The sequence below is a fragment of the Candidatus Formimonas warabiya genome, from assembly GCF_002777255.1.
GTDB classification, from domain to species: Bacteria; Bacillota; Dehalobacteriia; order Dehalobacteriales; family Dehalobacteriaceae; genus Formimonas; species Formimonas warabiya.
The window spans coordinates 1,300,749-1,315,679 of record NZ_CP017634.1; the positions used below are offsets into that span (position 1 = coordinate 1,300,749).

Annotated in this window: 11 protein-coding genes and 2 pseudogenes; all 13 read right to left on the minus strand. The window is 49.2% G+C overall.

The features are described from left to right. Positions 1-48: 48 nt before the first annotated feature. Positions 49-969: a LysR family transcriptional regulator gene (locus tag DCMF_RS06170; protein ID WP_214659137.1), complete on the minus strand. Its 921-nt coding sequence runs from the start codon at positions 967-969 to the stop codon at positions 49-51. A gap of 79 nt (positions 970-1,048) precedes the next feature. Next, the gene (locus DCMF_RS06175) at positions 1,049-1,564 is read right to left on the minus strand and encodes an AbrB family transcriptional regulator (protein ID WP_214659138.1); all 516 of its coding nucleotides are present in this window, start codon (positions 1,562-1,564) and stop codon (positions 1,049-1,051) included. Positions 1,565-1,622: 58 nt separating this feature from the next. Further along, on the minus strand, positions 1,623-2,147 hold the full coding sequence (locus DCMF_RS06180; protein ID WP_148133616.1) for an AbrB family transcriptional regulator: 525 nt from the start codon (positions 2,145-2,147) through the stop codon (positions 1,623-1,625). A 31-nt stretch (positions 2,148-2,178) separates the two neighbouring features. Continuing rightward, positions 2,179-3,684, minus strand: coding sequence for a tripartite tricarboxylate transporter permease (locus DCMF_RS06185; protein WP_148133617.1), 1,506 nt, complete (start codon positions 3,682-3,684; stop codon positions 2,179-2,181). A gap of 18 nt (positions 3,685-3,702) precedes the next feature. Next, the gene (locus DCMF_RS06190; protein ID WP_148133618.1) at positions 3,703-4,164 is read right to left on the minus strand and encodes a tripartite tricarboxylate transporter TctB family protein; all 462 of its coding nucleotides are present in this window, start codon (positions 4,162-4,164) and stop codon (positions 3,703-3,705) included. An 80-nt stretch (positions 4,165-4,244) separates the two neighbouring features. Beyond that, on the minus strand, positions 4,245-5,273 hold the full coding sequence (locus DCMF_RS06195) for a Bug family tripartite tricarboxylate transporter substrate binding protein (RefSeq protein ID WP_148133619.1): 1,029 nt from the start codon (positions 5,271-5,273) through the stop codon (positions 4,245-4,247). A gap of 30 nt (positions 5,274-5,303) precedes the next feature. Beyond that, positions 5,304-6,104: a phosphosulfolactate synthase gene (locus DCMF_RS06200; RefSeq protein ID WP_148133620.1), complete on the minus strand. Its 801-nt coding sequence runs from the start codon at positions 6,102-6,104 to the stop codon at positions 5,304-5,306. Positions 6,105-6,190: 86 nt separating this feature from the next. After that, entirely contained in the window at positions 6,191-8,104 is a 1,914-nt protein-coding gene (locus tag DCMF_RS06205) for an aconitate hydratase (protein ID WP_214659139.1), read from the minus strand. A 276-nt stretch (positions 8,105-8,380) separates the two neighbouring features. Then, positions 8,381-9,772, minus strand: a pseudogene (gene mtbB, locus DCMF_RS06210) ([dimethylamine--corrinoid protein] Co-methyltransferase). A gap of 89 nt (positions 9,773-9,861) precedes the next feature. Further along, positions 9,862-11,337: a trimethylamine methyltransferase family protein gene (locus DCMF_RS06215; protein WP_148133621.1), complete on the minus strand. Its 1,476-nt coding sequence runs from the start codon at positions 11,335-11,337 to the stop codon at positions 9,862-9,864. Between the two features lie 12 nt (positions 11,338-11,349). Continuing rightward, entirely contained in the window at positions 11,350-11,991 is a 642-nt protein-coding gene (locus tag DCMF_RS06220; protein WP_148133622.1) for a cobalamin B12-binding domain-containing protein, read from the minus strand. Between the two features lie 33 nt (positions 11,992-12,024). Beyond that, positions 12,025-13,467, minus strand: coding sequence for an amino acid permease (locus DCMF_RS06225; RefSeq protein WP_236860204.1), 1,443 nt, complete (start codon positions 13,465-13,467; stop codon positions 12,025-12,027). Positions 13,468-13,497: 30 nt separating this feature from the next. Beyond that, positions 13,498-14,894: pseudogene (locus tag DCMF_RS29550) on the minus strand (APC family permease). Positions 14,895-14,931 lie beyond the last annotated feature (37 nt).

Here is a 14,931-nt window from a genome sequence, read left to right on the forward strand (position 1 = left end):
AATCGCAAGGCTAAATTCTAAAAGAAGGCGGTTCATGAAGATATCCTTTTAAATAATCCCCTTTAAAGAGTTTTTTAACTGCAAAAATTTCATAAATTCTTCCCCGTTTTGGGTTAGGACGCCACGCTTGTTCAGTGCGGTGAAAATTTCCCTTCTAATATTTAGATCTTTTACCCGCACTACTTTCAAGGTACCATTGGTCAATTGATCCATGACAGGCCAGGAAGCAATAAAAGAAAGGCCCAACCCGCATTCAATAGCCACTTTAATGGCCTCCGTACTGTTTAGCTCCATCACTACCTTGAAATCTCTTAAAGTCAATCCTTTCTGCCGTAAGGCATCTTCCAACGCTTTGCGCGTCAGAGAACCTTTCTCTCTGATGATTAAGGGATAGGGTAAAAGGTCTTCTAATGTAATCACATCAAATTCCGCCAGCGGGTGATCTCCCGGCACAATCAAATGCACCTCATATTCTAAAAGCTTAAATGCTTCCAGATCCGGGTGTCTGATCTTTGTGCCTAAAATGGCAATATCCACAGAATTGGTGATTAATTTCCGCAAAGCCTCATCCGAGTTGCAGATCTGCAGTTCGATGCGGCCGTGGTGAGGGTGCTTTTTATTAAATTTGGACACAAGCTGGGGCATGATAAAAACACCGATAGTACTCCCTGTCGCTATCACAATCTGATTAGCATCCCCTTTCCTTTGGCTTTCAATAAATCTGCTAATCTGATTTTCCAGGGCCAACATTTCTTTACCGACCTGATAAGTAAAACGCCCTATCTCCGTCAGTTCCGCTTTATTTTTATTTCTCAGCAGTACTTTTGCGCCCAGTTCCCTTTCCAAAGCCTGGATGCGGAGACTGATGGTAGGCTGGGCCACATGCAAACTTTCCCCCGCTTTATAAAAGTTGCCTTCTTCTACGATAGCGACCAGAGTTTTCAGGTATTCAAGATCCAGCTTTTCCACCTTCTTTAAAACCAATGTTAATCTTACTTTATTTGATCCTTTCCTTAGCGTCAAGAAAAAATAACGCCGGTTTCCCCTATTATTTTAAGATTAACAAAATAAAAGGTGTTAAAATAACCACCAAAATAATTCTGGTTGTATGCACAATCACTACTTTTGTGCCGTCCGCTTTAAGATCATGAGCGAAAATCACCATATCCTGCATGCGCCCGGGTGAACAGGACAACCAGGCCGTGACAAGATCCCAGCCAAATAATTTGTTGATGCCGAAAGCAGCACACAACCCCGTGCATACCAGGGTCAAGGCAATGAATAAAGAAGGACCCAGGATATCGCGAAACAGGGCAAGTTCCGTAATATTTAGATTTGCGCCCAACAAGATTCCGGCAAAAACCTGAAGATAAAAGGAAAAAGATTTTGGCAAAGCAACCGAGGAAGGGGAAATCATATTGAATATTCCCACCGCCGCCATGGATCCCAGGATGATTCCCCCGGGCATATGCGTCAGATGCCCGAGGATCCCGCCGGCAAAAGCCACTGAAAAAGTCTTGATGGTATTTTCGTACCGTCGCCAATCCGGTTTCTTATTTTTCAAAGTCAATCACCTGCTAAATTAAGAATGTTTTCTTTCCCCCCATTTCTCGTGTCTCTTTTCACTTGTTCAGCGCTTTAGCTTGCTTGGCTCCTGCTTTTTTACTAATCAATAGAATCAGCGGGGTAAGAAATACCACGGATAAATGCCTCAATAAATGTACCGTTGCCACTTTGGCCCCGTCCGCCTTCAGACTGCCCGCCAGGACAATCATGTCCTGCATGCGTCCCGGGGAAGAACTTAGCCAGGCTGTAATATAGTCCCACCCAAAAACCCTGTACAAAATCATCATCACGATCAATACGGAAGCCATCACCACTGTCAAGAGGAAAAATACGGGCAGCATCATCTCTTTCATGTCTTTTAAGATGCGCCCGGTTACTTTTTCTCCTACCAAAGCGCCTGCGAGCACCTGCAAGCTTAAGACATAGGCAAAGGGAAGATCGCTTAAGTGGACTCCCTTGGCATTCGCCCATGAAGTAACAACCATTGACCCTAAAAGGACTCCGCCGGGAATTCGGCTATACCTTCCCAGATATCCCCCCAGGAAGCCTGCCGCTATGAGCCAAAGCAATTTTGTTTCCATTCTTCCACACCTGATATCGGCACAAAAATTTTTAAATCGGCTTCTGTCGCTGCGAATAACGCCTGATTACCGGTGGTGCAACCATCGTCAGAACCAACAATACCCATAAAACGATCGCTAAGGGACGGTTAAAAAATACGGCCGGAGAACCCAATCCCATCTTTAGTCCCCGGAAGAGATTGGCTTCAAATAAGGGTCCCAGGATGATCCCTAACAGCATCGCGATGGGCGGATAGTGGTATTTTTTCATGAAATAACCCAGTACACCGAAAATAACCACCAGCCCCATATCAAAGACAAACTGTCTGGGCGCAAAACCGCCAATGAGAGCAAAAATGGCCACTACGGGTACAATCACGCTCATTTTAATAAAGGAGACCCGATAGGCAAAATAGGCTAAAATGGTGCCGATGACGATCATCATAAATGCCGCGACAAACTGGCTCCACAATACCGTGTAAGCAATATCCCCATTCAGGGAAAACAGGCGCGGCCCCAAATAAAGGCCGTGATAACCCATAACAACCATTAATACCGCCATACTGCCGCTCCCGGGAAGGCCCAAGGTTAAAAGAGGAATCAAGCTGCCCCCGACCACCGCGTTATTGGATGCCTCCGCGGCAATTAACCCTTCCGGCCGGCCTTTACCGAACAGTTCCTTAATCTTGGGCGGAGCAAATGAGGCCGATTGCTGGTAGGCCACGAAACTGGCCACGCTTCCCCCCGCTCCGGGGATGGCGCCGATAATTAGCCCGATGAAAGAGGCCCGGATCCATTCCACCGGACGCTTGAGCACATCCCGGAAGCCTTCCGCGATTCCTTTGATGCCGACCACATTTTTATCCGTATTCACTTGTTGTTCATTTTCCCCATGATGCTCAATGATCACAAACAACTCCGATAAAGCCAGCAGTCCCACCAGGGCAGGAACTACAGGCAGTTCATCCACCAGGAATAAGGAGCCGAAAGTGCCCCGGGCCTGGCCGTAGATGGGATCTGTTCCTGTCGTTGCCAGGAGCAATCCGAAAAAGCCGGCGAAAAGGGCCTTCCAAATACCGCCGGAGGACATTTGGGCAATCACCATAATGCCGAATAAAACCACAATACAGATTTCTACCGAGCTGAATTTAAGGGCCACCTTTGCCAGCAGCGGAGCCGAAGTAATGGAAAAGATGGCGCCAAAGACGGCGCCCAAAGTAGACGCCATAATACTGATTCCTAAGGCTCTGCTGGCTTGCCCCTGTTTCGCCAGGGGATAGCCCTCAATGGTAGTAACTGCCGCCCCGGGAGTCCCCGGAATATTTAACAAGATGGCCGGATAAGAATTGCCCACTTCGGCGCCCCCATAAATACTTACCATAAATATTAATCCGGATTCCGGCGGCATGGCAAAAAGAATGGGCAGCATGATGGCCAGTGAATTGCTCGAAGTAAGTCCGGGGATCGCGCCGATCACCATTCCCAAAGCTACGCCCAGGGGAACGATCCAAATATATGAGCTTAAAATTTTTAAACCTTCCAGTATGTCCCCGCTCACAGAAACCACTCCTTCATTTCATAATAAACCCTTTAACAATCCTGCCGGTAAAGGCAATTCCAGCCACAGGCCAAAGACCAGGATCACAAAGACCACCACGCCGGCACTGATCGTCAGGATCTTGGGCACCGAACGAGTGCCCATCAGCCATAAACAGCTGATTAAATAAAGGAAAAAATCAAGAATATAGCCGAAAAAATTAATCAAAAGAACCATGGCTATGGTCAGCACTAAAAATAAGCCTACTGTTAGATAATCCCCGTCAAGGGACTTCTCCTTCTGAACAGGTTGGGCCGAAAAGATCCTGATCAAAATAACACATACGGAAATGGCAATGGGTAAACATAAGTAGATCGTATAATTAATCGTCGCCGTTCTGAAATGATGCATCATCTGATAGCCGACGGTATAAATCATATAACAGACTGCTGCCAAGGGAACGACCAGTTCACCCCAGGGAATTTTCCGAAAGCTAAGCACAGTCAACCACCGCTCCTTTTGTCCCTATTGTCCGGTACAGCGGGGAAGCAATCTTTCCCTTGCTTCCCCACCGGATAGGATTATTTTTGTTGGAAGAACTCTTGATACTTTTCAAAAAGCGTCCAGTGATCTTTAATCATATCGTCAATTTCTTTTTCATCCATATCGATGATTAATTCCGGGATGAGATCAAGTTTGGGCGCCTGCTCGATGAATCGGGGATCCTTTTTGGCCTCTCTCAGGCTCTCTTTTAATTTTTCAAATTCCTCCGGATACTTTTCTTTAAATTCCTTATGGACCATGATCCCCCGGTATGAGGCCACCGGCATGGTTGCCGTCCCCAGGCAGGCGTCGACGGTGGGCGCATCATTCGTTAACTCGGGCACCGGATTATCGGGCATGGAAATCGCCAAATATCTTTTCATATCGCCGATCTTTTCGATTCCGGAAATTTTGCCGAAGCCGCAGTCAACATGCCCGCCAAGAACCTGGGTAATCAGATCGGTGCCGCTGCCAAAAGGAATCATTTCAAATTGGGCGCCGGTCAGCTCCATGATCTGGCACAAAAGCAGCGTTTCCGCACTGGCCCATTGGGAGATAGCAATGGTAAGTTTCTTCTCTTTTGCCGCGTTAATCAAATCATTAAAGGTCTGGTATTTGGAATCTGCTTGGACGAAGATTGCTCCCGGGTCAACAGAAAAGACATCCAAGGGCGCCAAAGTATCCTCCCAGACCCAGTCCGGCTTTTGTTCCGCATACATAATCGCTGCCGTGACCAGATTGGAAGACATAATTACCGATCCGTCTTTCGGCTGCTGCTGAAAAAAATCATACCCGATCCGGTTCCCTGCGCCGTCTTTATTGTTATAGACAAAGTTGGTGTCCAGCTTTTCCTGCCATATTTTTCCCAAAGCCCGGGTCACAACATCATGGTTGCTGCCCACCTCATGGGGAAGCACAATTTCCATCTGGGCCGGCGGCCAGGCGGCGGCTGCTTCTCCTGCATCCGGCTGTTCAGACTGGCTTTCCTTGCACCCTGCCGCCAAGGTTACCAAAAACACCAGCATCACAAAGCCTAAAAGCCTTTGGGAAAATATTTTTTTGAACATTCTCTATCCCTCCCGATCAGCAATTTTATATTACCCTTTGTAAGAAGCAATTAATCCGAATAAGCCTCTCTTGCGGATGCCGCGCCGGCACAATTCTACCATCACTACCTGGTTGCTTTCAATATCCATATTCACTTCTAAGCCGAAATTTTTAATTAACCAGGTATGGGCCCTGTTGTCCTTTGCCTGGAAGACGATCTGATTCAAATCCACTTTTGCCGCCAGCTCATAAAGGGGTTTTTCCTGAATCTCGCTTACCGCTTCCAGCACTCCCTCCCCCTGAACAAGCACTTTATATGCCCCTGCTTGAAATAAAGCGTCTACTTCCTTCAGGATAAAGTTGGGCGCTACCGCCCAACCGTCCACGCCTTTTTTGCCCACTTCGGCAAAAACCTGAAATCCAAAGTCCTTTGCTTTTGTCACCAATAAACATTTTTCTTCCAGGGGCAGATAAACCTGCGCGGTAGCGATTTCAATACCGTCTGCCCCCAAATCTTTTACTTCCTGCAAATACTCGTCCGTCACACCCTGCATAATCGCCATTTCCGTTACGTCTCCGGCGATAAATGCTTTGATGTCATACTGATGGCACAGCTTCACCTTATCGATTAATTGTTGTTTGGTAAAAATTCTCGGTGCGGAAATACCGATTTTTACCCAGTCAATATAAGCCCCCACAAGATTGAACAGATCTTCCATTTGATTGAGTCCCAGCCCTTTGTCGGCCACAATGGTAATCCCGCGTTCCCGGGGCTTTGCCGTCCTTGGCGGGATCTTGATAAAATTAAAGGCCATTTCCTCCAAACCATTCCAACATTCATTTTGTTTCATTGCAGAACATCTCCTTTTAATTTTTTGCTTTTTCCCTCTGCCGCCTGCCCTAAAAAATCTCTAGAAAAATATCACCACCTAAAACTTTAAATTTTGTGCTTGACATAATTCATCAGCCCGCCCTGCAGAAGCAATTCTATCTGCCGCCGGCTAAAGTCGCACCGTGTGTCAAAGAAAAAATCTTGGGTCTTATCGTAAATTCTCACCCGATTGCTCTGAATTTGTTGGGGAAATTCCCCAATATGGAACTCGTCGTGGGGGGATATTTTTTCGTAGTCATCAAAATCCGCAAATGTCAAAGGCACGACCCCGTAATTGATCAGGTTTTGCCGATAGATTCTGGCAAAGGACTTGGCAATCACCAGCTTCATGCCGATGGACATGGGTACCATCACGGCATGTTCCCTGCTGGAGCCCTGACCGAAGTTTTCCCCGGCAATGAGGGCCCATACTTCCGGTAGGCGGTCAATCTTGTCTTTGAATTGAGCATCCAACCTGGAAAAGACATAGGGTACAGAATCCGGAATGTTTGAGCGCAAAGCCAGCATCTTAGCCCCGCCTGGCAAAATATCATCCGTACTGACGTGGTCTTTTACCTTAAGGGCCGCAGAGAAATCCATATGGGGGGGCAAGGGGCTGCCCAAAGGCACCGGTTTAATATTGGGCCCCTTCCATATTTCCCCCTCCCCGGCTCCCCCCCGGGGAGACAAAATCATGTTGCTGCTTTCGGCAAACCTTTCCGGCAAGTCCACTTTCGGGCACTCGCCAAATTTACGGGGATCGGTAATCCGGCCGTATAAAGCAGAAACTGCCGCCGTTTCGGGGCTGGCCAGAAAAACCTGGGCATCGGCGGTGCCGCTTCTGCCCCGGTAATTTCTATTGTAGGTCCTTAAGGAATTGGTTCCGGAGGCGGGAGCCTGTCCGATTCCGTTACAGGGACCGCAGGTAACTTCCAAAATTCTGGCGCCCGCCTCAACCAGGTCCTGTAAGACGCCGGTTTGTGACATCATGGACAAAATCCGCCGTGAACCCGGAGTAATCACCAGGCTGATGTTTTCGGCAATGGTCTTATCTTTTAAAATAGCGGCCACAATCGCCATATCCTTATAGGATGAGTTCGTACAACTGCCGATAGCGATCTGGCCAAGAGGAGTCCCCTCCGCTTCCGTAACCGTCTTGACATGATCCGGGCTATGGGGAAAAGCAATCAAAGGTTCCAGCGTCGTTAAATCGATCGTGATCCGCTCATCATAAGCGGCATCTGCATCGGCCTTTAATTCTGCCCAATCCTGTTCGCGCCGCAAACTTTTCAAATATGCGAACGTATTTTCATCACTGGGAAAAAGGGAACTTGTGGCCCCCATCTCCGCACCCATATTGCAAATGGTAGCCCTTTCATATACCGAAAGGGTTTTTACGCCCTCGCCAAAATACTCGATAACCTTTCCCACACCCCCTTTGACGGTTAATTTTTTCAATAAGTAAAGGATGATGTCCTTAGCGGTAACCCAGGGTTTTAAACAGCCGGTCAATTCCACCCCCAGGACCTGAGGCTTGGCAATATAGTAGGGTTCCCCCGCAATGGCCACGGCTACATCCAAACCGCCGGCCCCCATGCCCAGCATCCCTGCTCCCCCGGCGGTAGGCGTATGGCTATCGGAGCCCAGAAGAATCCCTCCCGGTTTAACAAAGTTCTCTAAATGGACTTGATGGCAAATGCCGTTCCCGGTCCTCGATAATTTTATCCCCAGTTTTGCCGCCATGCTTTGCAGATAGCGATGATCGTCGTGATTTCTAAAATCCACCTGCAGTGTGTTATGATCAATATAACTCACCACATCCGGTTTCGCTTTTTTGATTCCCATCGCTTCCACCTGTAAAAAAACCACTGTCCCGGTAGCATCCTGCGTCAACACCTGGTCCGGAAATACTGCCAGTTCATCTCCTTCACAGCTTACCTCATGGGAGGCAAGGATTTTTTGAAAAACGTTCATTCCCACATCTCACACCCCCGGCATCATTTCATTTCTTTTGCCTGCTCCTTTCGGATAAATCAGAGCGGCATTATGGATCAGATAAGTTTCTGTTTATAGATAAGTCATTCTCTTCCCCTCCGCGTTTACCTCTCCTGCTTCATTTGAATCCTTAATCACCGAAGCCTTCTATTAAAAATATTAATCTTGAGGGGTCTTTTTACCCCTGAGCATGCGGCATAACTCCTTTTACTTAGCAAACAATAAAAAACCAACCTCCTGATAGAGGTTGGTTTCTTGCCTTTACTTGATCCGGGCAAGCGCCATAAATTTGGTAACGCTATTGATTCTTATGTCCAGCAAGCGGGCAATATTAAATTTTGCCTCTATGCCGATCGCCGCCCCGTCAGGGGGCTGCACCCTTCCAATATCCAGGTCTGCTCTCAGCTCTCCCATGACGATGGGATCAGCAAGCTCTGCTCGGGAAATAGCCAATTTTTCTGCCACATATTGTTTGGCCGCATCGATTTTCATGGCTTTTGACAGTTGGACCCGGGCTACCAGATCTCCGGCAGTGCGGATTCCTCCCATCCCTGCAGCCATCTCATGGGTGATTTCCATCCCAAAGGGGTCTCCCACCCCAACCTACAATCCGTCCGCCTTGCCGATTTCTATAATGGCTTTATCCGCTCTCGATACGGCGTCGACCGGCGGCGTCAGGGTGAGCGGCACGCTGCCCACCCCCATCCCTACATTCACGTGCACCGGGATATGCGCCGCCTCCGTACAAGCCTTAACCAGGGTGCACACCCGGGCCACATTCCAGGGAAAGGATTGGCTGCTGTTGGTATTGACCACCGCCCCAAAAATGGTCGCCCCGGCCTGTTCCGCTATTTTTACCTGCTTGTGGGGATATAATCCGGCCAACCGCACACCGTCGAAATAAAGCTGGCCATGCATGCCTAAGATAAATTCTCCCGCCATGCCCAAATTAATAGGCAAATCCGGATGCTTTTCTTTTAAAATCCGGACCGCGTTCAAGGTGGCCAGAACATCTGCGTCACCCGATGCCCCTACCGTATCAAAATTAATGCCGTCCGCTCCGGCTTCATATAGACCGTCGGCACAATAGACCAAATCCTTCACGGCATGTTCCACGGCTTCTTCCTGTGCCGCCCTGGCCTCGGCAATCTTTCCTGCGGGCAGTAACTCAGACCAGTTGTCTACCGGACCATCCGGTTTGGTATAAAGGCCTAAATTGGGCATCGCCCCGTAGAGCAAGGGTACCACTGTATGCATTTGGGCGGTTTCCAGGGCAGATTTTTCTTCATGAAGGATCGCTTTCACCTGTTTATAACTGTAATCTATGTTTCCCATTTCCATGGTGTCGACACAAAATGCCCGTTCATGCACCAGAACAGCCGTACTTCGGTCCATGGGGATACTGCCGTCATAGGGTAATTTGGTAGCTCCGGAGTCCCCGGTGGTGACGATTTCTTTGCCTCTGTCCACACAAACCATTTGCTGAGGCATCGTGCACAGCTCAAAGAGATATTTTTGTTCATCGCCGGTTAACGGCGGTACCTTCGCCCGGTCAGCCGCGTCTAAAGTACCCGCCTCAATATCGGCGCGAATGTCGGCTTCGCTTAACCATACCGCAGCGCCGTCACCCATGCGGGAAAAAAACTTGCCCATTGATCATTACCTCCCTTTTCTATCCCACAGAGCATCTCTACACCAACCCTGCCGGCATCTGTTCAGCGCAGATGCCGGGGAACCTTTGTTTAGTCCTGCAGAGGAACCTGTACTCCCGCTTCCTGGGCAACAGCCGCGAGAGACGCATCAAGAGCCCGGGACCGCTCCGGGTCCAGGGGGCTGCCCGGATGCTGCTTCACCCGTTCCAATTGGGCCTGGGCACGTTTGAAAATACTCTCTTTGCCGGCCGTTTCCCAGGAAGCCCGGTCCTTCCGGTCTATCACCGGTCCCGGCATATAAAGCTCTTTCCTGAACCACTGCCTGGTATGCTTGGTCTGAAGGAAATCCCCTCCCGGGCCTACCTGGCGGAACAGGTCCTGGCAGAGGGTGTCCGGACTGACCTCAATGCCCCGGAGCAGCCTTTTCACCATGCCAATGACCTCCGCATCCATGATTAACTTTTCCAAACTGAATTCTGCCACGAAGTCCAGCCCTCCGGCTCCCGACACCATATTGATGCCGGCTAGAGCAGCGATCATCGCGCTCATGCCGCTTTCATAACCGGCCTGGTAATCGGGAATTTTGGCATCGGACAAAGCGGCATAGGTGTGGGTGGGCAGCCCGTAATATTTGCCCAGTAACGAATAACCGGCTGTCACCATATTGGCCTCCAAGGCGGACATGGGCGTGGTTGTGGTCTTCATGTCAAACAGCACAGGGGCGCCGCCGTATACATAAGGATTCCCCGGCCGGACCACCTGGGTCAGCACCAAGCCGCCCAGTGACTCCGCCGTGTGCTGCACAATCGATCCGGCCAAAGTAACGGGAGAGCACGCCCCCAGCATGGGCACGGAGATCGTCTCCACCGGAAACCCAAAACGGGCGCAGTCAATGATATTCTGGGAGCTAATGTGAGAGTATTTTAAAGGGGCGGAAGCGCAAACGTCAAAAATGGTGTACGGTTTTTCCCGGACAGCCTGCTCCGAGCCAAAAAGGGCCTTTACCATCTCAAAGGTTCTGCGCACGCCGGGGATATCAATGGCGCCGCCGATAATCGGTTTTTTTGTGCCCTTCATCACGGTATAGTAAATATAGGTATCGCCCATTTCCACCGGGATATCGGCGCAGACCACCGAAGTGGAGGCCAGATCTAATTGGGGCAGAAAGTCCACTGCTTTTACCAGCATTTTCAGGTCCTCGCTGGTAGACGCCCGCACAGATTCCCCGTCACTGATCAAGACGTGGGCCGGCGTAGAGACAGGATCAAAATGAACCTTATCTCCCCCGATTTCCGAATAGAAGTTCCCTTCCCGGTCATAAATGTCAAATTTCTCCGGTGCGTCCGCTATCGCTTGAAGCACCAGTTCAGGAGGAAATTTCACAATCTTGGTGCTTTGATCAACCTTACACCCTGATCCGTCCAGAATCTCCAGGGCTTCATGGGAATCAAAATAAATACCCACCTTTTCTAAAAGATCCAGGGCATTTTCATGGACCTGCCTGATTTGGTCATTGGATAAAAGCCTTAATTGCTGCTTAATATTGTCAAAAGAGAATTTTGCCATTTCCGCTCCCCCTTATACGTTTAATAATCTTTTCGCCAGTTCCACGGCTTCACCTGCATTCCGGGCATAGCCGTCAGCACCGATATCTTCTGCCCATTGGGGGGAAATGGGAGCGCCGCCCACCATCACTTTGAATTGTTCCCGGCAGCCGGATTCCCTTAAATTTTCCATGAGCAGCTTTTGTTCCATCATCGTGGTGGTCAGGAGGGCGCTGAGGCCGATAATTTGGGCCTTGTGTTTTTTTGCTTCTGCAATAAAGGTATCTCCGGGCACATTCACCCCCAGGTCGATCACATTAAACCCTGCGGTGCGCAGCATCACGGCCACCAGGTTTTTGCCCAGATTATGCAGGTCCCCGAAAACCGTCCCCAGCACAATCGTGCCCAGCTTTTCCTGATTACCGCCGGCAATTAAGTAGGGTTCCAGATAGCTTGCCGCTTTTTGAAAGATTTGGGCGGCGCCCATGACCTCAGGGAGAAAGATCTCCCCTTGGTTCCAAAGGGTGCCAATTTCGTTCATGGACTGAATGAGGGCGTTTTGCAGAATCGCTTGGGCCGACGCGCCGGTATCCAGCGCTTCTTTTACTAAATCAACTGCCAAATCTTCCTCCCCTTCAATAATCGCCCTTTTAATTTCGTCAATTTTGCTCATCATATGCCTCCTAATTTGATTGGTAATTTGGGGGATTTAAGCCTTTTCCTTTCTTTCCGGCACCAAACGGGGCCGGCCCCTTCTCGGCCAGATTCGATAGATCAGGGCCGGCACAATAAATGCCGGTAAGCCAAAATAGAGGGAAGTACGCATTTCCTGATTAAAAATCACCACCATTAAACAAATGATCTGAATCCCTATGGCAAAATAAGAGAGATAGGGGAAGAAAGGCACGGCGAATTTCAAATCTTCCGCCTGATAACCCGCTTCCCTCAGTTTTTTGCGGAATTTAATCTGGGACCAGCAGATGGAGATCCAGCACACTTCCCCCATGAACCCTGCAATGGCCAGCAGGTAAGTATATAGAATGCTGTCGGCAAACAGAAAATAATAAATAATCACCACCCAGCAGCAGGCAATAGAAAAATAGGTAGCATTGCCTGGAACATGGTACCGGTTTACTTGGGAAAACACGGCCGGGGCCATTCCCTCCCGGGAAAGGGCATAAAGGGTACGCACCGTAGCGTACATACCGCTGTTGGCGCAAGAAACGGCAGCTGTGAGGACCACAAAACTAAAGACTGCGCCGGCCCAGCCTAAACCATAATTCTTCAGGGCCAGGGAAAAAACACTTTCTTCCAGCCCCGCATTCTGCCAGGGAAGAATCAAGACCAGGAGGCAAACCGGGATCACATAAAGCAAGATAATCCGCACGGTAACATTTCTAATCACCAGAGGAATGGCCTTGTCCGGGTTCTTGGTTTCTCCGGCGCTCAGTCCAATGATTTCCGAACCTTGAAAATTAACCAGGGTCATTACCATGGTGAGAAATATCACGCCGGTCCCTTTAGGAAATACTCCCCCATTTTCTCTGATCAGTTTGATCCCGGTAAGCCTGTTTCCCGGTTCAATGATCCCGGCTAAAATCAGCACGGCCAGGACGCAGAATCCGATGATCGCCGATATTTTTATGATCGTCAGCCAGAATTCCATTTCCCCGAAAGCCCGCACGCTGGAAATATTGATCAAAGTAATCATTACCCCAAACAATAAGGCCCACCAAACCGCATCAACTCCGGGAACAAAGTTGTTCATGATAATTCCCCCGGCAATGATTTCCGAAGGAACATAGGCTACCCAGCTGATCCAGTATGACCAGCCTAAGCCGCAGGCCCAAGCAGGGGAAATAAAATCGACGGCATAGGTGACAAAAGAGCCGGAAATAGGGATGGCGGCCGCCAATTCGCCCAGACAGAGCATCACCAGGTAAACAATGAGGCCGCCCAGCATATAGGCAAAGATTACGCCCGGCCCGATTTCCGCTACGGTATATCCAGTCCCCAAAAAGTAACAGGAGCCGATAATTCCGCCCAGGGCAATTAACTGGACATGTCTCATCTGCAAACCTCTGTGCAGCCCTTCCTCCTCCATGCTGCCCCTGACTCCGTCACCGGTCCGCTCTCCGGTATTATTCATCATACGGTCATCCCTCGATACCTGATATAATTCTCACCGGCTGCCGCTTACCGTGTTCTCCGCCGGAAGGCTGCTGCGTTTTTTACCCCTCAGATACATCCCGACACCCACGGCGGCAGTAATCAATATTAGCACCACCAAACTTAGCTCGTATCTGAGAACATCTGTGGTGTCTTCCGGAGGTACAAAAAACATGATACAGGTCAGGAGCATAAATACTTCTCCCAGGAAAACGGTCAGGTATAAGCCAAATTTCCCTCCCGGGATCAGATAGGGACGCTCCAGATCCGGATACTTTTTCCGTAAAATGATCACCCCCGGGAACACCAATAAATAAGGAATGAGAAAGATTAAAGCACTTAAGGCAAAGAGGGTCCAAAAGATTTGGGCGATATTTTCGATGCCGATGTAATTACCCGCAAGCAACAGGGTAGAAACAGCGCCCATGATGTAATAACAGTAATCCGGCGTACCGTATTTTTTGTGCCGGTGACCAAATACTGCCGGAGCAGTTTTGTTGATCCCGGTTTGCCCCATCACACTATTGGCGGCAATCGCCCAGGTAATCACGTTTGCCACAAAAGTAAAAAGTACGGCGGCACTCAGCACTTTAAAGATCCATAAGTACTGCACGCCCAGCATCTGGACAAACATAGTCTGGAAAGCGTCTGTGATCCCTGTGACGATATTGATTTCCCCCTGGGGGATGGCGCAAAGCAGGCCAAAGGTGGCAGACCTGCTACCAGGATCCCGGCCAGAATGATCATGCGGGGAATATCTTTTTTCGGATTACGGAGCTGGCTTCCCACCGTACTGACCAGATCAAATCCCATGAAATTAAAAACGACGATTCCCGCATAAGCCAGAGTTGCTCCCCAGTCCACCCTTAGACCCTGCCAGGTAAAGGCATTGGCAAAACCGTGGCTGATCCCGTAAATCAGGCCGAATCCGCCCAAAATCACCAGAATCAGCATCTTCAGAATGGCTCCCATGTTAGGAATCCATTTGCTGATGTGGAGGTCAAAGATGCCCAGGAACATGGAAACCCAAATTAATACAATGCCCAGGATCATTTGGTGGAATGGAGACATTTCCGGCCAGAAAATACTGGACATGATCCCGCTAAAAAGGACAAAAACCGAGGGAATCCAAAAACAGTTATTGATCCAGAAAAACCAGGAGGTCATATGGGCCAAAAAGTCGCCGTAAGCGTTTTTTACCCAGACGTAAATACCCCCCTCCTGGGGAAAGGAAGACCCCAGTTCGGCACAGATCAGACCGTACGGCAAAAAGAAACAAACGATGCCCAGGGCCCATAAAGTAAAAGAATTAACGCCCATGGCCGCAGAAGCACCAACCGTATCTAATACCACCATCCCGCACACGCTGAAGAGCACCATGTCAAAAATATCCATCTTTTTCGGATCCATTGTTGCCCTCCTCCAATTAAAAATAAATTGTGGGGCT